Origin of the sequence: Salmonella sp. SAL00653 (assembly GCF_046552515.1) — a bacterium.
Lineage (GTDB): Bacteria > Pseudomonadota > Gammaproteobacteria > Enterobacterales > Enterobacteriaceae > Salmonella > Salmonella enterica.
Genome location: NZ_JBGDTY010000012.1, coordinates 128161 through 153193, shown reverse-complemented (window position 1 = coordinate 153193; position 25033 = coordinate 128161). Strand labels below are relative to the sequence as shown.

Annotated in this window: 16 protein-coding genes and 1 pseudogene; 8 read left to right on the top strand and 9 right to left on the bottom strand. The window is 50.9% G+C overall.

Annotation, left to right across the window (positions count from 1 at the left end; translation table 11 throughout):
- Positions 1-4: 4 nt before the first annotated feature.
- The 4 genes from alkB to ACLJRU_RS15175 all read right to left on the bottom strand — a co-directional run bounded on the left by alkB (position 5) and on the right by ACLJRU_RS15175 (position 4103).
- Complete coding sequence (gene alkB / locus ACLJRU_RS15190; RefSeq protein WP_000884990.1) at positions 5-655, bottom strand: DNA oxidative demethylase AlkB; 651 nt, start codon at positions 653-655, stop codon at positions 5-7.
- Positions 656-657: 2 nt separating this feature from the next.
- Positions 658-1719, bottom strand: a complete 1062-nt coding sequence (gene ada, locus ACLJRU_RS15185; RefSeq protein WP_031606614.1) for a bifunctional DNA-binding transcriptional regulator/O6-methylguanine-DNA methyltransferase Ada — start codon at positions 1717-1719, stop codon at positions 658-660.
- An 80-nt stretch (positions 1720-1799) separates the two neighbouring features.
- Complete coding sequence (apbE, locus tag ACLJRU_RS15180; protein WP_000784293.1) at positions 1800-2852, bottom strand: FAD:protein FMN transferase ApbE; 1053 nt, start codon at positions 2850-2852, stop codon at positions 1800-1802.
- Positions 2853-2966: 114 nt separating this feature from the next.
- Positions 2967-4103 (bottom strand): porin OmpC, encoded by a 1137-nt coding sequence (locus ACLJRU_RS15175; protein WP_000865521.1) that lies wholly within the window; start codon positions 4101-4103, stop codon positions 2967-2969.
- 728 nt (positions 4104-4831) lie between these two features.
- Here ACLJRU_RS15175 and rcsD point away from each other — a divergent pair.
- Positions 4832-7501, top strand: a complete 2670-nt coding sequence (gene rcsD, locus ACLJRU_RS15170; protein ID WP_038394020.1) for a phosphotransferase RcsD — start codon at positions 4832-4834, stop codon at positions 7499-7501.
- Between the two features lie 16 nt (positions 7502-7517).
- Entirely contained in the window at positions 7518-8168 is a 651-nt protein-coding gene (rcsB, locus tag ACLJRU_RS15165) for a response regulator transcription factor RcsB (protein WP_001061919.1), read from the top strand.
- Positions 8169-8269: 101 nt separating this feature from the next.
- Here rcsB and rcsC read toward each other — a convergent pair whose 3' ends face one another.
- From rcsC to ACLJRU_RS15145, 4 genes and pseudogenes are all read right to left on the bottom strand, one after another.
- On the bottom strand, positions 8270-11116 hold the full coding sequence (rcsC, locus tag ACLJRU_RS15160; RefSeq protein WP_000876086.1) for a two-component system sensor histidine kinase RcsC: 2847 nt from the start codon (positions 11114-11116) through the stop codon (positions 8270-8272).
- Positions 11117-11233: 117 nt separating this feature from the next.
- Positions 11234-13870, bottom strand: a complete 2637-nt coding sequence (gyrA, locus tag ACLJRU_RS15155; RefSeq protein ID WP_038993193.1) for a DNA topoisomerase (ATP-hydrolyzing) subunit A — start codon at positions 13868-13870, stop codon at positions 11234-11236.
- A 409-nt stretch (positions 13871-14279) separates the two neighbouring features.
- The gene (locus ACLJRU_RS15150) at positions 14280-15482 is read right to left on the bottom strand and encodes a mandelate racemase/muconate lactonizing enzyme family protein (protein WP_023235085.1); all 1203 of its coding nucleotides are present in this window, start codon (positions 15480-15482) and stop codon (positions 14280-14282) included.
- Between the two features lie 14 nt (positions 15483-15496).
- Positions 15497-16692: pseudogene (locus ACLJRU_RS15145) on the bottom strand (MFS transporter).
- 178 nt (positions 16693-16870) lie between these two features.
- On the opposite strand from ACLJRU_RS15145, the gene ACLJRU_RS15140 reads away from it, so the two are divergent.
- From ACLJRU_RS15140 to yfaE, 5 genes are all read left to right on the top strand, one after another.
- On the top strand, positions 16871-17755 hold the full coding sequence (locus ACLJRU_RS15140) for a GntR family transcriptional regulator (RefSeq protein ID WP_000944714.1): 885 nt from the start codon (positions 16871-16873) through the stop codon (positions 17753-17755).
- Positions 17756-17837: 82 nt separating this feature from the next.
- Entirely contained in the window at positions 17838-18566 is a 729-nt protein-coding gene (gene ubiG, locus ACLJRU_RS15135; protein ID WP_001091008.1) for a bifunctional 2-polyprenyl-6-hydroxyphenol methylase/3-demethylubiquinol 3-O-methyltransferase UbiG, read from the top strand.
- 355 nt (positions 18567-18921) lie between these two features.
- On the top strand, positions 18922-21207 hold the full coding sequence (gene nrdA, locus ACLJRU_RS15130; protein WP_001076494.1) for a class 1a ribonucleoside-diphosphate reductase subunit alpha: 2286 nt from the start codon (positions 18922-18924) through the stop codon (positions 21205-21207).
- Positions 21208-21319: 112 nt separating this feature from the next.
- Positions 21320-22450: a class Ia ribonucleoside-diphosphate reductase subunit beta gene (gene nrdB / locus ACLJRU_RS15125; protein WP_000332026.1), complete on the top strand. Its 1131-nt coding sequence runs from the start codon at positions 21320-21322 to the stop codon at positions 22448-22450.
- The gene (gene yfaE, locus ACLJRU_RS15120; RefSeq protein ID WP_000533921.1) at positions 22450-22704 is read left to right on the top strand and encodes a ferredoxin-like diferric-tyrosyl radical cofactor maintenance protein YfaE; all 255 of its coding nucleotides are present in this window, start codon (positions 22450-22452) and stop codon (positions 22702-22704) included. Before nrdB ends, yfaE begins: the two co-directional genes overlap by 1 nt.
- 1 nt (position 22705) lies before the next feature.
- Here yfaE and ACLJRU_RS15115 read toward each other — a convergent pair whose 3' ends face one another.
- Positions 22706-23896, bottom strand: a complete 1191-nt coding sequence (locus ACLJRU_RS15115; protein WP_023235086.1) for an MFS transporter — start codon at positions 23894-23896, stop codon at positions 22706-22708.
- A 161-nt stretch (positions 23897-24057) separates the two neighbouring features.
- On the opposite strand from ACLJRU_RS15115, the gene ACLJRU_RS15110 reads away from it, so the two are divergent.
- The gene (locus ACLJRU_RS15110; RefSeq protein WP_001540489.1) at positions 24058-24936 is read left to right on the top strand and encodes a LysR family transcriptional regulator; all 879 of its coding nucleotides are present in this window, start codon (positions 24058-24060) and stop codon (positions 24934-24936) included.
- Positions 24937-25033 lie beyond the last annotated feature (97 nt).

Below are 25033 nucleotides of genomic sequence, written 5' to 3'. Positions count from 1 at the left end.
ATTTTTATTCTTTTTCAGCTGCCTGACGGAAGGTGAGATTGTAACGAAATTCACCGGTCATGGGATGAAAGCCCGCTTTAAGCGGCTGGATACCATGATAAAACAGCCGGGACTCGCCGCCCCAGACCACGATATCGCCATGCTCCAGTAAGATCCGCTGGATCGGGTCGCTGCGACGCAGGCCGCCAAACTGAAAAACCGCCGGCACCCCCAACGAAACTGAGACAATAGGCGCGCGCAGATCCGGCTCGTCTTTATCCTGATGCAGCGACAGTTTTGCGCCGGGCGCGTAGCGATTGATCAGGCAGGCGTCCGGTTGGAAGCTCGCATACCCTGCCGCGATTGCCGCCTGACGACATACGCTGGCAAACGATAACGGCAGCGCAGGCCAGGGTTTATCGGTCAACGGATCGCGCACGGCATAACAATAACCGTGACGATCGGTAGTCCACCCTAACGCGCCGCAGTTGGTCATCGCCACCGACATGGTGTAGCCGCCCGGCGTCACCATCTGACGAAACGGAGACTGACTGGCGACAAACCCGATATCGTCTAATAGCGACTGAGCCGCGCGAAACGCAAAGCGGCGCAACACCACCGCGCCAGGCGCCAGGGGCTCTTGCCAGGGCGCTTCATCAGCAAATAGATCCAGCATTGCTACTCCTCTTTTTGTGCTTCTCGCTTTAATAGCTGCGCTTTTCGACGCACGCCCCAACGATAACCGGAGAGCGCGCCATCGCGACGCACGACCCGATGACACGGGATCACCATCGCCAGTTTATTCGCGCCGCACGCGCTGGCGACCGCGCGTACTGCCGTGGGTTTGCCGATAGTCGCGGCAAGCTGTTGATAGCTTACGGTTTCGCCGCAGGGAATCGCGCATAACGCCTGCCAGACCTGCTGTTGAAACGCGGTTCCCTGGATATCCAGCGGCAACGAGAGCAGCACATCGCGTGTGTTGATAGCCGCGACAACCTGCCGCACCCGTTGCTGAAAAGGCGCGTCAGCAGGTGCGTGGCGGGCCGCCGGGAAAAGGGTGTGTAATTCAGCCAGTAGCGCCTCGTCGCTATCACCGGGGAGAATCGCGCAAATCCCCCGCTCGCTCTCCGCCACCAGGCACCGTCCGTAAACCCAGTCCGTCAGCGCATAGCGAACGGAGACATTATCGCCGCCTTTGCGAAACTGTTTTGCCGTCATGCCCAGCGTCTGGTCGGCATGACGGTAGTAGCTACTGCTATCCGGGAAGCCGGCGCGGTAAATAGCCGCCGTGATCTGCTCTCCTTTCGCCAACGCCTCACGCAGCCGCCGGGCGCGCCACGCCTGCTGCCACCCTTTCGGCGTCATTCCGGTGCTCGCTTTAAACAAACGGTGCAGATGAAACGGGCTCATCGCCACCGCCTGCGCCAGAGACGCCAGCGTTACCGGCGTCTCCTGCTCAAGTAAACGGCAGGCGCAGGCAATCTTATCCAACCGCCGTTGCTGCGCGCACGCATTATCCGGCTGACAGCGCTTGCAGGGGCGAAAACCGGCGTCCAGCGCCTGCTGCGCGTTGGCAAAAAAGCGAACATTTTTACGTAACGCCCGCTTCGAGTGACAAGAAGGGCGGCAAAAAACGCCGGTGGTTCGCACCGCAAAAACGAAACGCCCATCCGCGCTGGCATCGCGCGCCTGCACCCGCAGCCAGCATTCATCATCGGTAAGTAACGCTTTTTTCATCATAGACTCCTTCATTAAGCATAGTGCTTGCTTACATGCAGTGTGTCCGTAAATCCGCCCACAAAAACCCGTAATCTTGCGTTTTAATTCTTATCGCTCACCAGGAACGTTTTGAACTGTGGCGACATCCAGGTTTTAAAGCCTTCACCTTCTTTCATGATCATAAAGACCGCCAGCCCTTCTCGCCGCACGACCTCTTGCGCCTTTTGCGTACCAAGCACCATCAGGCCGGTGTCCCAGCCGTCCGCTTCCAGCGCCGTTGGCGCGATGACCGTAACCGATACCAGATTGTGTTCAATGGGGCGCCCCGTTTGCGGATCGATAACGTGCGAGATACGCTTGCCATCCAGCTCATAATAGTTGCGGTAGCTGCCGGAGGTGCTGATGCCATGCCCGTTGATATCCACAATCGCCTGCACCGCGTTTTCCCGGTCGGTCGGCTTCTGAATCGCGACGCGCCACGGCAGCCCCTGCGCATTCATCCCGCGGCTGCTTAATGCGCCGCCCACCGAGACCAGATAACGCGCAATGCCCTCCTGCTCCATCAGTCGCGCCAGATGATCCGCCGCATAGCCCTCCCCGACCGTGGAGAGATCAACATAAAGATCCGGCAGATCTTTTTGCAAAAACTGATGTCCAGCCCTGTCGATAACCTGCAAATGTTGTAGGCCTGTTTTCGCTTTTGCCGCATCGATTTGTGCTGGCGTTGGGATATGCAGCGGCTGCCGATCCGGCCCAAACCCCCACAGATTGACCAGCGGGCCCACGGTGATATCCATCGCGCCATCCGTCTTCGCGCCAATACGCAGCGCCGAGGTCACGATATCCGCCATGGCTTCGCTGACCGGCCAGGGCGCAAGACTGCGTGAATGGTTAAAACGCATCAGCGCGGAGTCATTTTTATAGGTAGAAAGCAACCAATCATCAGCATCAAGCTGAGTCTGGATTTTAGTCTGTAACTCTGCGGCACGTTTCGCATCGATACCAACCACGCTCACCCGCCAGAGGGTCCCCATCGTTTTACCTTCCAGCACCTGAGCGGCAGGTGACGCAGTTGCCGTTTCGGGAGCCTCATCGCAGCCCATAAGTAAAAAAGCCGCCGCCAGACACACGGCCCGGCAAAAAGTCATTTTCATCGCTGTTTATCCTCATTCGAATGGACGCAAGCGTATATCAAAACGTCGTATTTGTACGCCGGAATAAGGCATGAAAAAAGGGCCCGCAGGCCCTTTAGCAACATCTTTTGCTGATTAGAACTGGTAAACCAGACCCAGCGCTACGATGTCGTCGGTGTTGATGCCCGCATCGCGGGTAAAGTCGTTTTTATCCAGCAGGTTGATTTTGTAATCAACATAGGTGGACATGTTTTTGTTGAAGTAGTAAGTCGCGCCGACATCAACGTATTTTACGATGTCCTGGTCGCCATAGCTGGCGCCGTAGCCGTTGCTGATGTCCTTACCTTTAGACTGCAGGTAAGCCACAGACGGACGCAGACCAAAGTCGAACTGGTACTGAGCAACCACTTCAAAGTTCTGCGCTTTGTTGGCAAAACCGTAAGAGGTGGACTTATTGTTGCCGTTAGAGGTACCAAAACGGGTTGCGTTATAGGTCTGAGAATACTGCGCTGCCAGATAGATGTTGTTCGCATCGTATTTCAGGCCGCCGGTGTAGACCGTAGCGCGATCGCCGTTACCATACAGGTGTTCGTCAGCAGTGTTGTTCTGATCGGCAGTACGTTTAGACGTGGTGATAGCGCCACCGACAGAGAAGCCTTCGCCGATTGCATAAGTCAGCGATCCGCCGTAACCGTCACCGTTCTGGTTCAGCAGGCTGCGACCGTTGGTGTTTTCACCGCTCACGCTGCCATTTTTGCCCTGATACTGCAACGCGAAGTCCAGGCCATCCACCAGGCCGAAGAAGTCGGTGTTACGGTAAGTGGCATAGCCGTTACCACGCTGCTGCATAAAGTTGTCAGCGCCGTAGGTGTCGCCGCCGAACTCCGGCAGAACATCGGTCCAGGAGGTCACATCATAGGTTACGCCGTAGTTACGACCATAATCGAAGGAACCTGCGTCAGCGAATTTCAGACCCGCAAACGCCACACGCGTCCAGGAGTCGTTGCTGCCTTCAGTCTGGTTGCCCTGAATCTGATATTCCCACTGGCCATAACCGGTCAGCTGATCGTTAACCTGCGTTTCGCCTTTGAAGCCGATACGCATGTAGGTCTGGTCGCCGTCGCTGCCTTTGTCGTCAGAGAAGTAGTGCAGGCCATCAACTTTACCAAACAGGTCTAATTTGTTGCCGTCTTTATTATAAATTTCAGCCGCATTCGCTGCGCCCGCCACCAGCAGAGCTGGTACCAGGAGGGACAGTACTTTAACTTTCATGTTATTAACCCTCTGTTATATGCCTTTATTGCTTTTTTATGCCACTGCTTACTGGTTAACCCTCATTAACCAGTCGGCAAGTCCATTCTCCGCAAAAATACAGAATAATCCAACACGAATATGATACTAAAACTTTTAATATGTTACAGTTATCTACATAGATGTTTCAAAATATGAAGTTTACGGAACTTTTTTAAAGCAAAAATCAAGTAAAAATAAGCACAAATAGACAAAATATATTCACGAGACTTTTAAAATCAATGGGTTAAATTGATGAAATTCATAGCACTGAATGATAAAACAGAATCTTCATTCGCAACTAAAATAGTGACCGCTATCATCATTAACTTTATTTATTACCGTCATTCACTTCTGAATGTCTGTTTACCCCTATTTCAACCGGATGCTTCGCATTCGGTTTTTTTTACCCTTTTTCAGGCACACCTGGCTGATTTATGCTACCTGCCTAAAACTATCACGGTTATTCACTACCCTCTCCAGCTCGACCGTTCGTAAGACATTAGCAAATAATTTCTTGATATTTAGTGCTAAACATTTATAAGTAGTCTTTATATTTGTACCGTTCTGCGAAGGTTGTACGCTTTTCCCGTCCCGCCGACGGAACGCGTGTTAAGTTGCCCGGCATGACGTAAGAGTCTGGAAATTCATTCATTACCCTTTATACTGCCCTTCACCTTCAGCGTTGCTTTTACAGGTCGTAAACATAAATGAGTCAGTCTGACACAACGGTCTCTACCCGATTCTCCCTTCTACCGGGAAGCATTACCCGTTTCTTCTTATTGCTGATCATTGTGCTGCTGGTAACGATGGGCGTTATGGTACAGAGCGCCGTCAACGCCTGGTTGAAAGACAAAAGCTATCAAATTGTCGATATCACCCACGCTATTCATAAACGCGTGGACACCTGGCGGTATGTTACCTGGCAAATTTATGACAACATCGCCGCGACCACTACGCCATCGACAGGTGAAGGACTTCAGGAAACGCGTCTGAAGCAGGATGTGTATTATCTTGAAAAGCCGCGACGTAAAACTGAAGCGCTGATTTTCGGTTCCCATGACAGCGCCACGCTGGAAATGACGCAGCGTATGTCAACTTATCTGGATACGCTGTGGGGCGCGGAAAACGTGCCGTGGTCAATGTATTACCTCAACGGACAGGATAACAGCCTGATTCTTATCTCTACCCTACCGTTGAAAGATCTCTCTTCCGGCTTTAAAGAGTCCACTATTGGCAATATCGTCGATTCCCGCCGGGCAGAGATGTTGCAGCAGGCGAATGCGCTGGATGAGCGCGAAAGTTTCTCCTCATTGCGAAAACTGGCCTGGCAAAACGGTCACTATTTTACGCTGCGCACGACCTTCAATCAGCCAGGACATCTGGCAACCGTGGTGGCGTTTGATCTGCCCATTAATGATTTAATCCCGCCGGGAATGCCGCTGGACAGTTTTCGGATAGAGCCTGACGCAACCCAGGCGACGGGGCGAAGCAGTGAAAAGGAAGCGCCTGATAGCGTCACGATTAGCTTTAACGGTTCAAAAATTGAGATCTCCTCAGCGCTTAACTCTACCGGAATGCGCCTGATCTGGCAGGTACCGTTCGGTACGCTTTTGCTTGATACGTTGCAAAATATTTTGCTGCCTTTACTGCTGAACATCGGGCTGCTGGCGTTGGCGTTATTTGGCTACGCCACGTTCCGTCATCAGCCGGGACGGTCGACGGAATCGACATCCAGCAACGCGGCGAATAATGAGCTTCGCGTCTTACGCGCCATTAATGAAGAGATCGTTTCTCTGCTGCCGCTGGGTCTGCTGGTCTACGATCAGGAAGGCAACCGCACCGTGATCAGCAATAAAATCGCCGATCATCTGTTGCCGCATCTTAACCTGCAAAATATTACCAGCATGGCGGAACAGCATCAGGGCGTGATTCAGGCGACAATTAATAACGAACTGTATGAGATCCGTCTGTTTCGCAGCCAGATCGCTCCCCGCACGCAGATCTTTATTATTCGCGATCAGGACCGGGAAGTGCTGGTGAATAAGAAGCTCAAACAGGCGCAGCGTTTGTATGAGAAGAATCAGCAGGGTCGCGCCGCCTTTATGCAAAATATCAGCAACACGCTTAAAGAGCCTGTACGCCAACTGGCGGTTAACGCCGCGGCAGTCACCACGCCGGAAAGCCTGAAACTGGCGGATCAGGCGGATGTATTGGTACGTATGATCGATGAAATCCAACTGGCGAATATGCTGGAAAATGACGCATGGAAGAGCGAAGCAACGCTGTTCTCCCTGCAGGATCTTATTGACGAAGTCGTGCCGGAAGTGCTGCCCGCCATTAAGCGTAAAGGGCTGCAACTGCTGATTAATAACCATCTTAGCGGCAACGATGAACGCTGGGGCGATCGCGACGCCCTGCGCCGGATTTTGCTGCTGTTGATTCAGTATGCCGTCACGACGACTGCTATGGGTAAAATTACGCTTGAAGTCGAGCAGGATGAATCTATCGCGGAGCGTCTGACTTTCCGTATTCTGGATACGGGCGAAGGTGTAACGTTAAACGAGATTGATAATCTGCATTTCCCGTATATGAATGAAACGCAGGGCGATCGTTACGGCAAAGCGAATCCGCTCACCTTCTGGCTGTGCAATCAACTGGCGCGCAAACTGGGCGGTCATCTCAACATTAAAGCGCGAGAAACGCTGGGCACGCGCTATACCGTTCATGTCAAAATGCTTCCTCACGATCAGCATACTCAGGTCGAAGAGCGCCTGCTGGACGACGTGAGCGTGATGGTCGATGTGACGTCCAACGAGGTTCGCGCGATTGTGCTGCGTCAGTTAGAAAACTGGGGCGCCACCTGCATCACGCCGGATGAAAGGCAGATAAGTCAAGAATATGATCTCTTTTTAACGGATAATCCGTCTAATCTTACTGCCTCGGGCTTGCTTTTAAGCGATGATGAGTCAGGCGTGCGGAAAATTGGCCCGGGTCAGTTGCGCGTCAACTTTAATATGAGCAATGCTATGCAGGAAGCTGTACTACAACTTATCGAAGAGCAGCTGGCGCAGGAAGAAATTCCCGCCTCCCCGCTCGGCGGAGATGAAAATGCCGAGCTTCATGCCAGCGGCTATTATGCGCTATTTGTAGACACAGTACCGGATGATGTTAAGAGGTTGTATACTGAGGCGGCAACCAGCGATTTCGCTGCGCTGGCCCAAACGGCCCACCGCCTGAAAGGGGTGTTTGCCATGCTTAATCTGGTACCCGGCAAGCAGTTATGTGAAACGCTGGAACATCTGATTCGTGAGAAAGATGCTCCAGGTATAGAAAAATATATCAGCGACATTGACGCCTACGTCAAAAGCTTGCTGTAGCAAGGTAGCCCAATACATGAACAATATGAACGTAATTATTGCCGATGACCACCCGATTGTACTGTTCGGTATTCGCAAATCACTTGAACAAATCGAGTGGGTGAATGTTGTCGGCGAATTTGAAGATTCCACAGCATTGATCAACAACCTGCCGAAATTAGATGCGCATGTGTTGATCACTGACCTCTCCATGCCGGGAGATAAATACGGCGATGGGATCACCTTGATCAAGTACATCAAGCGTCATTTTCCGAGCCTGTCTATTATCGTTCTGACCATGAACAACAATCCGGCGATCCTGAGCGCCGTGTTGGATCTTGATATTGAAGGGATCGTACTCAAGCAGGGTGCGCCAACCGATCTGCCTAAGGCGCTGGCCGCGCTGCAAAAAGGCAAAAAATTCACCCCAGAAAGCGTTTCTCGTCTGCTGGAGAAAATCAGCGCAGGCGGTTACGGCGATAAGCGCCTGTCGCCAAAAGAGAGCGAAGTATTACGCCTGTTCGCCGAGGGCTTCCTGGTCACCGAAATCGCCAAGAAGCTCAACCGCAGCATTAAGACCATCAGCAGCCAGAAGAAATCGGCGATGATGAAACTGGGCGTAGAGAATGATATCGCGCTGCTCAACTATCTCTCTTCCGTCACCCTGAGTCCGACAGACAAAGAATAAATCGCTTTACGTTACCCAGCCTGATGGCGCTACGCTTATCAGGCCTACCAGTCGACTCATCTTTTGCAGGCCGGACAGGCGACGCCGCCATCCGGCATTTTTTATGCCCGCGTTTTACGTACTCGTTCGGCATACACCGCCAGCGTCTGTTTCAACACATCCAGCGTCACAGGCTTCGACAAACAGCTGTCCATACCGGACTCCAGGCAACGTTGTTTCTCTTCCGCCAGCGCGTTCGCCGTCACGCCGACGACCGGCAGCGTCAGCCCAAGCTGACGGATACGCTGCGTCAGGCGATAGCCGTCCATGTTCGGCATGTTCACATCGCTCAGAACAATATCGATAGCATTTTTACTCAGCACATTCAGAGCGTCCACGCCATCATTGGCTGTCTTACACTGATACCCCAGCGATCCCAGTTGATCGGCCAGCAAGCGGCGATTGATCGGATGATCGTCAACGACCAGAATCATCATGTCGTCATTTGAATCTGCAGTTTTATCCGTCGTCGGCAATGCGCTGGAAAGCGCTTCACTATCCAGCTCAATACTATAAATACGCGCCAACAGTGCGGGCAACTCATGCACCGACGCCACACTATGCACCCACTCGCCCGGCGCTCTTTCCAACGGAATCCCGATATGACGGCGGCAAAAGACGACCGCCGCCCTTCCCTGCCAGGTATGCTCCAGCGCGTCATCGACAATCAAAATATCGTCCGCGGCGGGTTCTTGCCCTTCATAACGCTGCGTATGAACGCCGCTACGCGCCAGACTGGTCTCAATAAACTGGCACAAAGAAGTATTGCGCACCGCCAGCCAACAGCAGGTTCCGGCGAGTCCTTCCACGCTCTTTTTCACAGGGTATTGCGCGCCATAAAGCGGGATGCGCAGCGTAAACTGGCTTCCCATGCCAGGCTCCGAATCGACGGAAATATCGCCGTCCATCATGCTGATCAATTTTTCGCAAATCGCCAGCCCCAGACCGGTCCCCTGAAAGTTACGCTGTACGCCGGTTCCCACCTGGAAGAAGGGATCGAACAGGCGAACCACCTCTTTTGCCGGAATACCGACGCCGGTATCCCGCACGCGAATGCTGAGATAATCCCCATCACAGCGCACATGCAGCACGATGCAGCCAATATCGGTAAACTTAATGGCGTTGCTCAACAGGTTTGAAATAACCTGCTGTAAACGCATCGGGTCGCCGTTCAGCGATACCGGCACGTCAGGCTCAATAAAACAATACAGACCGAGCTGCTTACGCACCACCAACGGCAGATAATTGGCGGTGATATGGTTCATCACCTCTCGCGGTGAAAATTCGCGCGGCTCAATCTTTAGCTGTTCCGACTCAATTTTCGAGAAGTCGAGAATGTCGCTGATAATTTTCAGCAACAGACTGGAGGAGTTATTCATCGCCGTGACCAGACGTTCCACGCCTTTTGGCAGCTCTTTGGTTTGCAGCAGATCGAGATTGCCAATGATACCGTACAGCGGTGTGCGCAATTCATGGCTGACCGTCGCAAGGAACATGGATTTAGACTGGCTTGCCTGCTCCGCCGCCTGCGCCATCTCTTGCAGCGACTCTTCCATTTTGACGCGCGTACTCACATCTACCAACACGCAAATCGCGACGTTTTCATTGCGATAGCGGGAATGGACGAAGCTAATTTGCAAATTGGTATTATTGCTGGTCAATACATCAACGAAGTTAACCTGCTGGCCGCAAATGATTTGCGTCAGGCGCTGTCTGTCTTCATGCGTGAGCATGTTCAGGTAGGTGTGCGCCAGTTCGTTACTCAGAATATTGACACCATCAATAGTGCGCAGAATACAGATCCCCACCGGCGCGGAGGCGACGATTTTACGGTTGAACTGTTCATGCTCTTCCAGACGCTGGGCATCGCTCTCCGCCGGAATGAAAATTCGCCGCTCATACATCCGCGCAAGCGTAAACAGCCCTGCGCCCACCAGCACGTTCAGCAGGATAGCGTTCAGGATAAGAATACGAATACGCTCCAGGACTAAATCTACAGGCACAGAATAGACAATACTGAGCGAGGATGGCGGCAGGCTTTTTTTGAGTACCAGTTCGCGAAAACCTGGCGTATAACCAAACCAGGAACGCTCCTGCATCCAGCGCGGCTCCGCTTTAATATTGCCGTCAGGACCGGTCAACGAAATCAGCGAATGGCCGTTCTCATCAATAATAGTGACGCCCATCGGCAAACTGCCCGGCGTGAAAAAATTTTCCATGCGGATGGACTGCTCGACGCCCAGCAGCGCCTGCAGACGGTTGGCCAGATACACCGGCGTCAGCGCATAAAAGTAGCCCACGCCCTGACGCGCGCCCTGGCTTATCCAGAAAAGGTTATTCCCACTTTCTTCCTGCGGCGCGTTGCGGTATTTCATAATCCGCTCATGTAACGCTTTTAACGCATCATCGCGCTCCACGGGCATTTCACGCAGGCCGAAATTCGCCATACAGAGGTTATCGCTGCCAATCAGGAAAACGCGGTTAAGATCATACGCCGCTGAAAAGTTGTCGCGCCAGTAACGCATAAACCAGGCCAGCGACTCCAGCGAACCGCGCCAGGCGGAGCCCATCGCCGCACAGTCTGAGTCGGCGAATAGCGGTTCAAAGTCCGGCACCACCATTTTGTCATCACGCGCACGCGACGACATGACGCCGTTTTCCGCCGTTAAACGGTTCTCGGCGATATATTTGAGCTCTTTCATCACGTCCGACGTGCGCTGGATAAAACGCTGCGCCTGATCGGAGCTAAGGTTGAACTCCTGACGAATTTCAGATTCCCGCTGGTGCAGGGCATTGACGATGTAAAACACCGAAACAAAGGCGATTAAGAGCCAAATGAGTAACGCTAACGCTCTGAATAAGTAGCGCGAGACTTTCAGCGTAGTTCGAAAGGAAGCAAGGTATTTCAAAGGGGCGAAGCTCCGCCTCAGGATGTAAATAGAGTGTGACTAAGGTAGCGGTAAATGACGTAGCCCGCAACGGCAAAGAAAAAGGGCCGGATATCCGGCCCTCGCACAGCAATAACATTACTCGTCAGCGTCATCCGCAACGTCGTCATCGCTTTCCGCTTCCGGGGCGATATCCTCATCCCCTTCCGCCACGCTGCCGTCGATAGCGTCGAGTTCTTCGTCATCTACCGGTTCAGCAACGCGTTGCAGACCCACCACGTTTTCGTCTTCCGCCGTGCGGATAAGGATAACGCCCTGGGTATTACGTCCCACTACGCTGATCTCAGACACTCGGGTACGCACCAGAGTACCGGCATCCGTGATCATCATGATCTGGTCGCAATCGTCTACCTGTACCGCACCGACAACGGAACCGTTGCGCTCGGTCACTTTGATAGAGATAACGCCCTGCGTCGCACGAGACTTGGTCGGGTACTCGTCCGCTGCGGTACGCTTCCCGTAGCCGTTTTGCGTTACGGTCAGAATAGCGCCTTCGCCGCGTGGGATGATCAGAGAAACTACTTTATCGTCTCCCGCCAGCTTAATACCGCGCACACCGGTCGCGGTACGCCCCATCGCACGGACGGCGTCTTCTTTGAAACGCACCACTTTACCCGCGGCCGAGAACAGCATGACTTCGTCAGAACCAGAAGTCAGGTCAACGCCAATCAGCTCGTCGCCGTCGTTGAGGTTCACCGCGATAATACCGGCGGAACGCGGACGGCTGAATTCGGTCAGCGCCGTTTTCTTCACGGTACCGCTGGCGGTCGCCATAAATACGTTGACGCCCTCTTCGTATTCACGAACCGGCAGAATCGCGGTGATACGTTCGTTGGCTTCCAGCGGCAGCAGGTTAACGATCGGACGACCGCGCGCGCCACGGCTGGCTTCCGGCAACTGATAGACCTTCATCCAGTACAGACGGCCCCGGCTGGAGAAGCAGAGGATGGTGTCATGGGTGTTGGCCACCAGCAGACGGTCGATAAAGTCTTCTTCTTTAATACGCGCGGCAGATTTACCTTTCCCACCACGACGTTGCGCTTCGTAATCTGTCAGCGGTTGATATTTGACGTAACCCTGGTGAGACAGCGTCACGACAACATCTTCCTGGCTAATCAGATCTTCGATATTAATATCGGCGCTGTTGGCGGTGATTTCGGTACGACGCTCATCGCCGAACTGATCGCGAATTAACTCCATCTCTTCGCGAATCACTTCCATCAGGCGATCGGCGCTGCCCAGAATGTGCAGCAGTTCAGCAATCTGCTCCAGCAACTCTTTGTATTCGTCGAGCAGTTTTTCATGCTCCAGGCCGGTCAGTTTCTGCAAACGCAGATCCAGAATCGCCTGCGCCTGCTGTTCAGTCAGGTAGTACTGACCGTCACGCACGCCAAATTCTGGCTCCAGCCATTCCGGACGCGCGGCGTCGTCACCGGCGCGCTCCAGCATCGCAGCAACGTTGCCCAGATCCCACGGACGCGAAATCAGCGCCGCTTTCGCTTCCGCCGGCGTTGGCGCACGGCGAATCAGTTCGATAATCGGATCGATGTTGGCCAGCGCAATCGCCAGAGCTTCAAGGATATGCGCGCGGTCACGGGCTTTACGCAGTTCAAAAATAGTCCGACGCGTCACCACTTCACGGCGGTGGCGCACGAACGCTGAAATAATATCTTTCAGGTTCATGATCTTCGGCTGGCCATGATGCAGCGCCACCATGTTAATACCGAAGGAAACCTGTAGCTGGGTCTGGGAGTAGAGATTATTAAGCACCACCTCACCCACCGCATCGCGTTTCACTTCAATCACGATGCGCATCCCGTCTTTATCGGATTCGTCACGCAGCGCGCTGATGCCTTCCACGCGTTTATCTTTCACCAGCTCGGCGATTTTCTCGATCAGGCGCGCTTTGTTCACCTGATAGGGAATTTCATGGACGATGATGGTTTCACGGCCCGTTTTCGCGTCAGCTTCAACTTCCGCGCGGGCGCGAATGTACACTTTGCCACGACCGGTACGGTAGGCCTCTTCGATACCACGACGACCGTTGATGATCGCGGCGGTCGGGAAGTCCGGCCCCGGAATATGTTCCATCAGCCCTTCAATGCTGATGTCTTCGTTGTCGATATACGCCAGGCAGCCGTTAATCACTTCCGTCAGGTTGTGCGGCGGGATATTCGTCGCCATACCTACTGCGATACCGGAAGAACCGTTCACCAGCAGATTCGGAATTTTGGTCGGCATGACGTCCGGAATTTTTTCCGTACCGTCATAGTTATCCACGAAATCCACCGTCTCTTTTTCGAGATCGGCCATCAGTTCGTGGGCGATTTTCGCCAGACGGATCTCCGTATAACGCATTGCCGCCGCGGAGTCGCCGTCAATAGAACCGAAGTTACCCTGACCATCCACCAGCATGTAACGCAGCGAGAATGGCTGCGCCATACGAACGATGGTGTCATACACTGCGTAATCGCCGTGGGGATGGTATTTACCGATTACGTCACCAACGACACGGGCAGATTTTTTATAGGCTTTGTTCCAGTCATTGCCCAATACGTTCATGGCGTAAAGTACGCGACGGTGTACCGGCTTCAGGCCATCTCGGACATCCGGCAGCGCACGGCCAACAATGACCGACATCGCATAATCCAGATAGGAGCTCTTCAGCTCTTCCTCAATGTTGACCGGTGTAATTTCTCTCGCAAGGTCGCTCATCTAACCGCTATCCCTCTACTGTATCCCGGATTCAAAGGTCGCAAATTATAACACATTCGCCCACGTACTGGTAAACGGAATGCAGCCAGACAATGCTTTATTCGGGTGCCGCATGCTCTCTTCATTTATAAGCGTGGTCTCGGCGTTTATCGGCGATCGGCTTCAGAGGCGACACAGAGGAGATCTGGGCCTGGCCAGGAAGAGGCTGGAAAATCAATACCTCCCGTGTATACCCGTCATACTTCAAGTTTCATGTGCGTTGGCGGCAAGTTACTCGGCCCATCCCTGGGCCTCGCCCCGTCGGGGTTAGCGCAAGCGCTGTTCAAGACGGTTAACCATTTTATCCTGCAACTCGAATTATTTAGGGGATATGCCGGGAGGCATAAACCATAATCAGTATCACCAGATGCTATTTAATCACATAGGCCAGGTATTCTTTCACTACCTCATCGTTTAATTCCTGACCCAATCCGGGCTGTTCCGGCGCGATATAATAGCCATTTTCCGGCTGATAATCGTGGGTACAAAGTTCCCGAATAGATGCTTTCATCGCATTGGTATGATGTTCATGAATAATAAAGTTGGGAATTGCCGTTTCCATATGCAGCGCGGCTACCGTGGAAACAGGACCGCCGCAAACATGCACCTGTACAGTGGTGTCATAAATATTAGCATAGTCACAGATTTTCTTTCCTTCGGTAATTCCGCCGCAGAGACACAAATCAGGTTGCGCTACGGCAATAGACTGCTTCTCCAGTAATTCCCTGTATCCCCATCTTGTGTAGGAACGCTCGCCAGTGGCGATTGGAATCGTTGTTGAACGGGAAACTTTCTGCATATTATCAGAATTTAATGGATGGATCGGTTCTTTATAAAGAAAGATACGATACTTTTCTATCGCCTTCGCAAATTGAATAGCTGAGTTTGTACCGAGAAGAGAATGGATTTCTACGATAATATCAGCATCATCCCCCATTGCTTCACGCATAGCGGCAATTCGCGCTTCCCCCATTTTTAATTGATCGGCCAGTAACAATCCTGAATAGTTACGATTTCTATTCTGAAAAACACAGTCATCGCCATTACGATCGATTTCGAGTGGATCCACTTTAATCGCATCATATCCATCGTCAAGAGCCGCACGCGCCGCCTCAGCATATTCCTCAGGTGTCACTAATATCTGGCGTTTATCCCCCCAACCAAATTGTAACTGACTAGCATAGGTTCTTAATTTTTCATTAGTTTTCCCGCCAAGGAGCTGATAAACAGGTACACCTAAATATTTACCTTTGATATCCCAAAGAGCAATATCAATAGCGCTCATTCCGGCATAAAAAACGTTCCCGCCCCCCATCCCCCAAAAAGTCTTTCTGAAAAAGAACTCCCAAATTTTTTCGATATTTAGTGGATCTTCACCCACAATCAATGGCGCCAGATCTCTGATGATCCCTACGCCAGCTTTAGCGCCTGCGCCATAGTCCAGTCCTACTTCGCCAATACCACTTAATCCTGAGTCGGTATTCACCCGGATAAGTACTGGATTATAGGAGGACATCGTTTGATCTCTTTTTTTTAATTCACAGTCAAAAACTTCAATAGACGTAATTTTCATAATTTCTCCATTTATCAGGTTCGTGATACAACATTTGTTTGTTGGCTTTTTTCTTTTTTCACATCAATTTTCATTAACGCCAAAACGGCTACCGCAGCGAAGCAAAGTATTGCCTCTACAATAAATATTCCTGTCGCACCATAATGAGTAGAAACGAATCCCAGTGATTTATTAATCAGGAATCCGCCAAGACTTGAACATGAGTTAATAAACGCAATGCTGATAGCCAACCCTGACGGCGACAATAATGCAGAAGGCAGCGCCCAGTAAGGTCCGTAATAGCTGAGGATCCCAACACCATAGAACGTTAGCCCCAGCATTCTCAGCGACATTGAGGGGACAAGAGCAATCATCAGAAAACCACAGCCTGCCAGAAACATGGGTAATGCAGCATGCCATTTTCGTTCATTCTTTTTATCGGAATGCCAGCCCCACCAGGGCATGCTGAACATAGCGAAAATAAACGGAATACTCATGATTAAACCAACGTCAGTATCCGTAAAATCAGCTGAAAATCCCTTCACCAACCCCGGCAACCAGTAGTTTGCCGCCAGAGCAGCCGCCTGAATCAACATGTAGGCGAAAGAAAGCTGAAGCAAAACTGGATTTTTGATTACGGAAAGAAAGGATGAGTTGGTATTTTTATTTAATGCAGCTGCGGTTTCATTGTCAGTACGTAATTTATTAACTAAGGCCGATATCTGCTGTGGCGTAAGCCATTTAGCCTTTTCTGGACTGTCAGGCAGTAAATAAAATGTCAGGATGCCAAGGAATACGGTAGGGATACCTTCAATAGCAAAAAGCCAGCGCCAGCCTTCATAATCCGGGGTATTCAAATGCTCGATGATCCAACCAGACATCGGTGCAGCCAATACCGATGCAACAGCAATAGATAACATGAAGAAACTATTGACTTTTCCGCGTTCACGAGCCGGGAACCAGCATGCAAGATAATAAACCATGCCCGGGAAAAAGCCAGCTTCAAATACCCCCAAAAAAATGCGAGCCAGCAAAATATGTTGAGTATCTTTAGCAAAAAAATCAGCCCTGTTACCGCTCCCCAGCCGATAATAATGGAACTAATCCATTTTCTTGCGCCAAGCTTTTGCAAGCCAATGCTACTCGGAATTTGAAAGATTAAATATGATATGAAGAATATAGAAGAAATATTAGCGAAATCCTCAGGCGTAATACCGAGAGATTCATTCATGCGTAATGCAGCAAACCCAATATTGACACGATCCATATAGTTAAAAAAGTAAAGAATAAAGGCCAAAGGAATGATTTTCCTTTTTACAATACGAATTGTATCGTATAAATTTTCTTGTGGACTACTCATTTTGCATCACCTTTTATGATTCAATGAATAAGGGTATTGACCGGAATTGATGTTACGTAAAAAACAATACAATTCAAAAGCTAATGTGTCATATCTGATATATCAGCAAGCAAACTTAATGAAATATACAATAACAACAATAAAGTATGTAAATTTTCTTATATCTGATATATTAGATCCGTTAATTTTGAATAAATTAATTACAATGGAGCCGGGTTTAACCATGGAGGAGAAGAAAATGAAAAATAGATTAAAGCGTGATTTTAGTCACATATCAATTGAAATACCCAAATCCATCACCCAGGTGATTAAAGAGAAAATAAGGGAGATGATTATCCATGGCGATTTCGATCTTGGGCAAGCGATCAGTGAAAATGAACTATCAAATATTCTGATGGTAAGTAAAACACCAATTCGTGAAGCTTTTATTTGGCTGAGCTATAATGAAAACCTGGTCAACATCATTCCCCGCAGTGGGACATTTGTTTTTTCTGTCACCGACGAGGATATCAATGATCTCATCAAAATGAGGGTTATCCTTGAACAGGGCGCAATTCGTGAAGCGATGGAGAAAAATGCTAACAATGTCATAGTCGAATTAAGCAATATTTTATCGAAGTCAGCAAAAATTAATGCAGAGCGCGATACGCAAGCTTACCTCAAACTGGATCATGATTTTCATTATGTTTTTGTGAAATATGCCGATAATAAATACATTTCACAAGCACACCTGTTGATCTCAGCACGTTTATTGGCAATTCGCTACAGACTGGATTTTACCGCTGAATATATCACCAGCTCTAACCGTGGACATGCCACTATTTTGGATATGTTAAAAAACAACAACGTCGAGGGCGTCTGTAATTTTATCACGCACCACATCGGTAGCGGTTTTACAGAACGCGCAAGAAAACTTCTTGCGCTGAAAGCGTAATAAAGACGGCAGTAGATATAACGCAGCGACTTTGCACCTGCTATACTGCCCCGATAGATCAATAGCGGAATCTCATGTACTCATGAACACTGAAAAACCGTCGGTAGCTCACAACGTTGACCATAATGAAATCGCCAAATTCGAAGCCGTCGCGTCGCGCTGGTGGGATCTGGAGGGCGAATTCAAGCCATTGCATCGTATCAACCCCCTACGCCTTGGCTACATTACTGAGCGCTCAGGCGGCCTGTTTGGTAAAAAGGTGCTCGACGTCGGCTGCGGCGGCGGTATTCTGGCGGAGAGCATGGCGCGCGAAGGCGCAACCGTCACCGGGCTGGATATGGGCTTTGAGCCTTTGCAGGTCGCCAAACTGCATGCGCTGGAAAGCGGCATCGAGGTAGAGTACATGCAGGAGACGGTTGAGGAACATGCGGCAAAACACGCCCAGCAATACGACGTCGTCACCTGTATGGAAATGCTGGAGCACGTTCCCGATCCGCAATCGGTCGTCCACGCCTGCGCCCAACTGGTTAAACCCGGCGGCGAGGTGTTCTTCTCAACGTTGAACCGCAATGGGAAATCCTGGCTGATGGCGGTCGTCGGCGCTGAGTATATTCTGCGCATGGTGCCAAAAGGCACGCACGACGTGAAGAAATTCATTAAGCCTGCTGAACTGTTAAGCTGGGTAGATGAAACCGTCCTGAAAGAGCAACATATCACCGGACTGCACTACAACCCGATAACCAATACTTTCAAACTCGGTCCCGGAGTAGACGTTAACTACATGTTGCATACCCGCGCTAAAAAAGCCTGACATCAAAGAATTTTCCTATAAGGGTTGCGTTAGATCATCGGGCGCAACCTTTCTCTTCGATGAAGAAATCAGCATTCGATCAAATTTTGATTTTTTTTTATGAATTGTTGACATCCTCTCCAGGCCTTATCAGACGCGCATTTAGCGATTCTTACGCTTTTGCAACCGCAATTTAACGCCAAAATCAACTCTTGTACTCAAAAGAATCCCTACTAGAATACTCACCATATAGCGTTTCACTTATCGATTACCCCCTATATATAGTATTTATCCACAGAGTTAGTCACAACGTGGCGTTGTGGATAAGCGGGGGGATATTTTTCTTTCACGGACAGGTAAACAGGTAGAAAACCACATGAATCAGAGTCTGCTGGTGACAAAGCGTGACGGCCGTACTGAGCGCATCAATCTCGACAAAATTCATCGCGTGCTTGATTGGGCGGCAGAAGGACTGAATAACGTATCGGTTTCTCAGGTCGAGCTACGCTCGCATATTCAGTTTTATGATGGGATTAAGACCTCCGATATCCATGAAACTATCATTAAGGCTGCCGCAGACCTGATCTCTCGCGATGCGCCGGATTATCAATACCTGGCTGCGCGTCTGGCGATTTTCCACCTGCGTAAGAAAGCCTTCGGCCAGTTTGAGCCGCCCGCACTTTACCACCATGTGGTAAAAATGGTTGAGCTTGGCAAATACGACAATCATCTGCTGGAAGACTACACGGAAGAAGAGTTCAAGCAGATGGATTCGTTTATCGTTCACGATCGCGATATGACCTTCTCCTACGCTGCCGTTAAGCAGCTGGAAGGGAAATATCTGGTGCAAAACCGCGTGACCGGTGAAATCTATGAAAGCGCGCAGTTCCTCTACATTCTGGTAGCAGCCTGCCTGTTCTCGAACTACCCGCGTGAAACGCGTCTTGACTATGTAAAACGTTTTTACGATGCGGTCTCTACGTTCAAAATCTCGCTGCCGACGCCCATCATGTCCGGCGTGCGTACCCCGACCCGTCAGTTCAGCTCCTGCGTACTGATCGAGTGTGGCGACAGTCTGGATTCCATCAACGCCACCTCCAGCGCGATTGTGAAATACGTTTCTCAGCGCGCCGGTATCGGCATCAACGCGGGACGCATTCGTGCGCTGGGTAGCCCGATTCGTGGCGGCGAAGCGTTCCACACCGGCTGTATTCCGTTCTACAAGCACTTCCAGACGGCGGTGAAATCCTGCTCGCAGGGCGGCGTGCGCGGCGGCGCGGCGACACTGTTCTACCCGATGTGGCACCTGGAAGTGGAAAGCCTGCTGGTACTGAAAAACAACCGTGGCGTGGAAGGTAACCGCGTACGTCACATGGACTACGGCGTACAGATCAACAAACTGATGTACACCCGCCTGCTGAAGGGCGGCGACATTACGCTGTTCAGTCCGTCCGATGTACCCGGGCTATACGATGCGTTCTTCGCCGACCAGGACGAATTCGAACGCCTGTACGTGAAATATGAAAACGACGACAGCATCCGCAAACAGCGTGTGAAAGCGGTCGAACTGTTCTCGCTGATGATGCAGGAACGCGCCTCTACCGGTCGTATCTATATCCAGAACGTTGACCACTGCAATACTCACAGTCCGTTCGATCCGGTTGTCGCCCCGGTACGCCAGTCTAACCTATGTCTGGAGATTGCCCTGCCGACCAAACCGCTGAACGATGTCAACGATGAAAACGGCGAAATTGCGTTGTGTACGTTGTCTGCATTCAACCTGGGCGCCATTAAAACTCTGGACGAGCTGGAAGAACTGGCTATTCTGGCAGTACGCGCTTTGGATGCTCTGCTCGATTATCAGGATTACCCGATTCCGGCTGCCAAACGCGGCGCAATGGGCCGTCGTACGCTGGGCATTGGCGTGATTAACTTCGCCTACTGGCTGGCGAAAAACGGTAAACGTTATTCCGACGGCAGCGCCAATAATCTGACGCATAAAACCTTCGAAGCCATTCAGTACTATCTGCTTAAAGCGTCCAACGAACTGGCGAAAGAGCAAGGCGCCTGCCCATGGTTCAACGAAACCACCTATGCAAAAGGCATTTTGCCGATCGACACCTACAAAAAAGATCTGGATGCGATCGTCAACGAACCGCTGCACTACGACTGGGAACAGCTGCGTGAGTCGATCAAAACCCACGGTCTGCGTAACTCCACGCTATCGGCGCTAATGCCGTCGGAAACGTCGTCCCAGATCTCCAACGCCACCAACGGCATTGAGCCGCCGCGCGGCTACGTCAGCATCAAGGCCTCGAAAGACGGTATTTTGCGTCAGGTCGTGCCGGATTATGAGCATCTGAAAGACGCTTACGAACTGTTGTGGGAGATGCCGAACAACGACGGTTATCTGCAACTGGTGGGTATCATGCAGAAGTTTATCGATCAGTCGATTTCCGCCAATACCAACTACGATCCGTCACGTTTCCCGTCAGGAAAAGTGCCGATGCAGCAACTGCTGAAAGATTTGCTCACCGCGTATAAGTTTGGCGTGAAAACTCTGTACTATCAAAATACCCGCGACGGCGCGGAAGATGCGCAGGACGATTTGGCGCCTTCTATTCAGGACGATGGCTGCGAAAGCGGCGCTTGTAAGATCTGATGAATAGTGCCGGGTAGCGCTATGCTTACCCGGCCTACGATTGTACGGTTTGTAGGCCGGATAAGGCGCTTGCGCCGCCATCCGGCGCTCATCCCATAAAGGATTCACTTCAATGGCATACACCACTTTTTCACAGACGAAAAACGATCAGCTCAAGGAACCCATGTTCTTTGGCCAGCCGGTCAACGTTGCACGCTATGACCAGCAGAAATATGACATCTTCGAAAAACTGATCGAAAAACAGCTCTCTTTCTTCTGGCGTCCGGAAGAGGTCGACGTCTCCCGCGATCGTATCGATTATCAGGCGTTGCCGGAGCACGAAAAACATATCTTCATCAGCAACCTCAAATACCAGACGCTGCTGGATTCCATTCAGGGACGTAGCCCGAACGTCGCCCTGCTGCCGCTCATTTCCATCCCGGAGCTGGAGACGTGGGTAGAGACCTGGGCGTTTTCTGAGACGATTCACTCACGATCCTACACCCACATTATTCGTAACATCGTCAACGATCCGGCGGTCGTGTTTGACGATATCGTGACCAATGAGCAAATTCAGAAGCGCGCCGAAGGGATCTCCGCCTACTACGACGAACTTATTGAGATGACCAGCTACTGGCATCTGCTCGGTGAAGGCACCCATACCGTTAATGGCAAAACGGTTGTCGTGAATCTGCGTGAGCTGAAGAAAAAACTGTATCTGTGCCTGATGAGCGTGAACGCGCTGGAAGCCATCCGCTTCTACGTCAGCTTCGCCTGCTCTTTCGCATTTGCCGAGCGTGAACTGATGGAAGGCAACGCCAAAATTATCCGTCTGATCGCCCGTGACGAAGCTCTGCATCTGACCGGCACGCAACATATGCTGAACCTGTTGCGTAGCGGCGTGGACGACCCGGAGATGGCGGAAATCGCCGAAGAGTGTAAACAGGAATGTTATGACCTGTTCGTGCAGGCGGCGCAGCAGGAAAAAGAGTGGGCGGACTATCTGTTCCGCGACGGTTCGATGATCGGCCTGAATAAAGACATCCTGTGTCAATACGTTGAATATATTACTAATATTCGTATGCAGGCGGTAGGGCTGGATCTGCCGTTCCAGACCCGCTCCAACCCAATCCCGTGGATCAATACCTGGCTGGTGTCCGATAACGTTCAGGTCGCGCCACAGGAGGTGGAAGTTAGCTCTTATCTGGTCGGACAAATCGATTCGGAAGTCGATACCGACGATCTGAGTAATTTCCAGCTCTGATGGGACGCGTCACGCTGCGTATCACTGGCACACAGCTGCTGTGCCAGGATGAACACCCTTCTCTGCTGGCCGCGCTGGAATCGCATAACGTTGAGGTGGAGTATCAGTGCCGCGAAGGTTATTGCGGCTCCTGCCGTACCCGACTGGTTGCCGGTCAGGTTGACTGGATTACGGAACCTTTAGCGTTTATCCAGCCGGGAGAGATTTTGCCCTGCTGCTGCAGGGCAAAAGGCGATATCGAAATCGAGATGTAACTCAGTGCAACTCGCTGGTGGAAACCAAAGGCATCACGCCACGTTTTTTCATCTGCACGGCATACAGTGCGCCAGCGAGTACCACCAGCACCGCGCCAGCGACATAAATCATACGATAGCCAACCGACTCAACCATCATTCCCATGATAAAGGCGCCAATCGCCATTCCGGCATCCATCGCGTTAAAGAACAGTGAATTCGCCACGCCGATTTTATGCGGTTCAACCGAGCTGATAATTTGCGTCTGGAAAACCGGCGTGACCGAACCGTAGCCGATACCGATGAGACCGCCGGAAATAATCATTATGATGCTGCCATTGGTGTAACCCAACGCCACCAGACCGATGGTAAAAGCCAACAGGCATGGGAAAATAACATATTTCGGCCCTTTTTTATCACAAATATTCCCGGTGAAAGTACGGCATATCATCAGGAAAATCGCGTAGCACAGCAGGAAATTACTGGCCGCCGCCATTAAATCCAGCTCACGCGCATACAGCGCCAGGAAAGCCGATACGCCGGCATAGGAGAAAGTCATAAAAAAGGTGACCAGCGCAAAAGGCAGGGCGGCGCGGTCAAACATCGCGGCAAAACCCAGATTCGGTTTCGAACCATCGGCATGACGAATTACCGGAGGGACCGTCACAATCAGGGAAAACACAATCCCTAACGCCGCTACAGCGGAACAAAGCCAGAATGCGGCAGTGAACGCGTCCCAGCGGGCCATATTCAAACCGATCCACGGTCCTACGACCATCGCTAGGCCCATCGCTAAAGAGAAAAAGCTGATGCCCTCTCCACATCGGGAGGCCGGAATTAACCGCGCTGAAATAGTTCCTTTTACCGTGGTAATAACACCAAACGTAATCCCATGAAGTACGCGGATAAAGAGCAGCGACTCGATAGAATGGCAAACCGGATACAGCGCGGTAATCACCAAAAAAGCCAGAGAAGAGAGCACCAGAATCTTTTTATTCGAATATTTTCCCACCCATTGTCCGGCAAATGGCCGAATAACAATTGCCGCGGCCAGGAAACATGTCACTAACAGCCCGGCCTTATCTGCAGAAGCATGCAGGCGGTCAACGATATAAATGGGTAATAAAGTTAGCAGTACATAAAAAACAAAAAAGATAATAAAACTTACTATGGTGATTGCCCAAAAATCCTTCGTCCATAATTTTTCTTTCATTCTTAACGACCCGCTCAGATGGCGCACGCAGGCAACGCTCAGCTCAACTGAACACCTATCAGGTGCGTCAAAATGTGATGTATTCGATAGAATCACAGTATAAACAAGCGCACTCTATTAGAAAAATTAATCGTTTTAATTATATTGATTAGGTTTTACTAATGACACTAACCCAAATCCACGCCCTGCTTGCCGTATTGGAGTACGGCGGATTTACCGAGGCCAGCAAACGGCTATACATGACGCAATCCGCCGTCAGCCAGGCCATCTCCGCGCTTGAGGAGGAGCTCGGCGTTGACATATTGATTCGTGAGCGTCGTAAAGAGATTGAGCTTACCGCCGCCGGTAGCCGCATCGTCAGGCACTTACGCGCGATCCAGCGCGACGTCAACGCGGTAAAAGAGATTGCCGAACAAGAAAAAAAGAACCCGGCCCGTACGCTACGGATTGGCTGTTTTCCCAGCGCCTGCGCCTGCATTTTACCCGGCGTCATTCGCTATTTTGAAAGCCATCATCCAAATGTAAAAATTATCCCCTATGAAGAGAACAGTACGGCTATTATTGATTCGCTGCAGGACGGAAGTATTGATGCCGGTTTCGTTCCTTTTCCGGTCAACGGTATGTATTGCGTCCCCATTTACCGGGATAAATTCACCGTAGTGGTGCCTGAAAATCATCCCCTGGCGGCCAATAGTACAGTAACGGTCGAAGAACTGATGGACGAACCACTTATTGTCAGTAAAGGTCGTTATGAATTAAGCATTATGGCGTTGTTTAAAGAAAAGGGTATTGAGCCGATATTTAAATATGAATTTAACCATCCCGATACTGCGCTGAATTTTATTCGCCAGGGATTAGGTATCGCCTTATTGCCAGAATTAACCTTAAAAGCCACGACAGGAAAATTATGCTCCGTGGCGCTGGAACCCACCTTTTATCGACAAATTTCCCTGTTAGCAAAAAAACCGCCGGTAGAAGGAAGTCCGCTATTTTTATTACAAAAATGTATGGAAACACTGACCGATGAGGGGTTGCTATAAAACAACCCCGCCTGATGGCATTGTGTTTACCAGACTTACTCTGGCAAACGTTGCGCCAGGTCGGATGAGGCGTTTATGCCCTCATCCGGCGCGTCAC

Bases quoted from the DNA above. Each gene is read 5' to 3' on its own strand.
- nrdA (WP_001076494.1), top strand. From the start codon at position 18,922: ATGAATCAGAGTCTGCTGGTGACAAAGCGTGACGGCCGTACTGAGCGC.
- rcsD (WP_038394020.1), top strand. From the start codon at position 4,832: ATGAGTCAGTCTGACACAACGGTCTCTACCCGATTCTCCCTTCTACCG.
- ACLJRU_RS15175 (WP_000865521.1), bottom strand. From the start codon at position 4,103: ATGAAAGTTAAAGTACTGTCCCTCCTGGTACCAGCTCTGCTGGTGGCG.
- ada (WP_031606614.1), bottom strand. From the start codon at position 1,719: ATGATGAAAAAAGCGTTACTTACCGATGATGAATGCTGGCTGCGGGTG.
- yfaE (WP_000533921.1), top strand. From the start codon at position 22,450: ATGGGACGCGTCACGCTGCGTATCACTGGCACACAGCTGCTGTGCCAG.
- gyrA (WP_038993193.1), bottom strand. From the start codon at position 13,870: ATGAGCGACCTTGCGAGAGAAATTACACCGGTCAACATTGAGGAAGAG.
- apbE (WP_000784293.1), bottom strand. From the start codon at position 2,852: ATGAAAATGACTTTTTGCCGGGCCGTGTGTCTGGCGGCGGCTTTTTTA.
- alkB (WP_000884990.1), bottom strand. From the start codon at position 655: ATGCTGGATCTATTTGCTGATGAAGCGCCCTGGCAAGAGCCCCTGGCG.
- ACLJRU_RS15150 (WP_023235085.1), bottom strand. From the start codon at position 15,482: ATGAAAATTACGTCTATTGAAGTTTTTGACTGTGAATTAAAAAAAAGA.
- ACLJRU_RS15140 (WP_000944714.1), top strand. From the start codon at position 16,871: ATGTTACGTAAAAAACAATACAATTCAAAAGCTAATGTGTCATATCTG.
- rcsB (WP_001061919.1), top strand. From the start codon at position 7,518: ATGAACAATATGAACGTAATTATTGCCGATGACCACCCGATTGTACTG.
- ACLJRU_RS15110 (WP_001540489.1), top strand. From the start codon at position 24,058: ATGACACTAACCCAAATCCACGCCCTGCTTGCCGTATTGGAGTACGGC.
- ubiG (WP_001091008.1), top strand. From the start codon at position 17,838: ATGAACACTGAAAAACCGTCGGTAGCTCACAACGTTGACCATAATGAA.
- nrdB (WP_000332026.1), top strand. From the start codon at position 21,320: ATGGCATACACCACTTTTTCACAGACGAAAAACGATCAGCTCAAGGAA.
- ACLJRU_RS15115 (WP_023235086.1), bottom strand. From the start codon at position 23,896: ATGAAAGAAAAATTATGGACGAAGGATTTTTGGGCAATCACCATAGTA.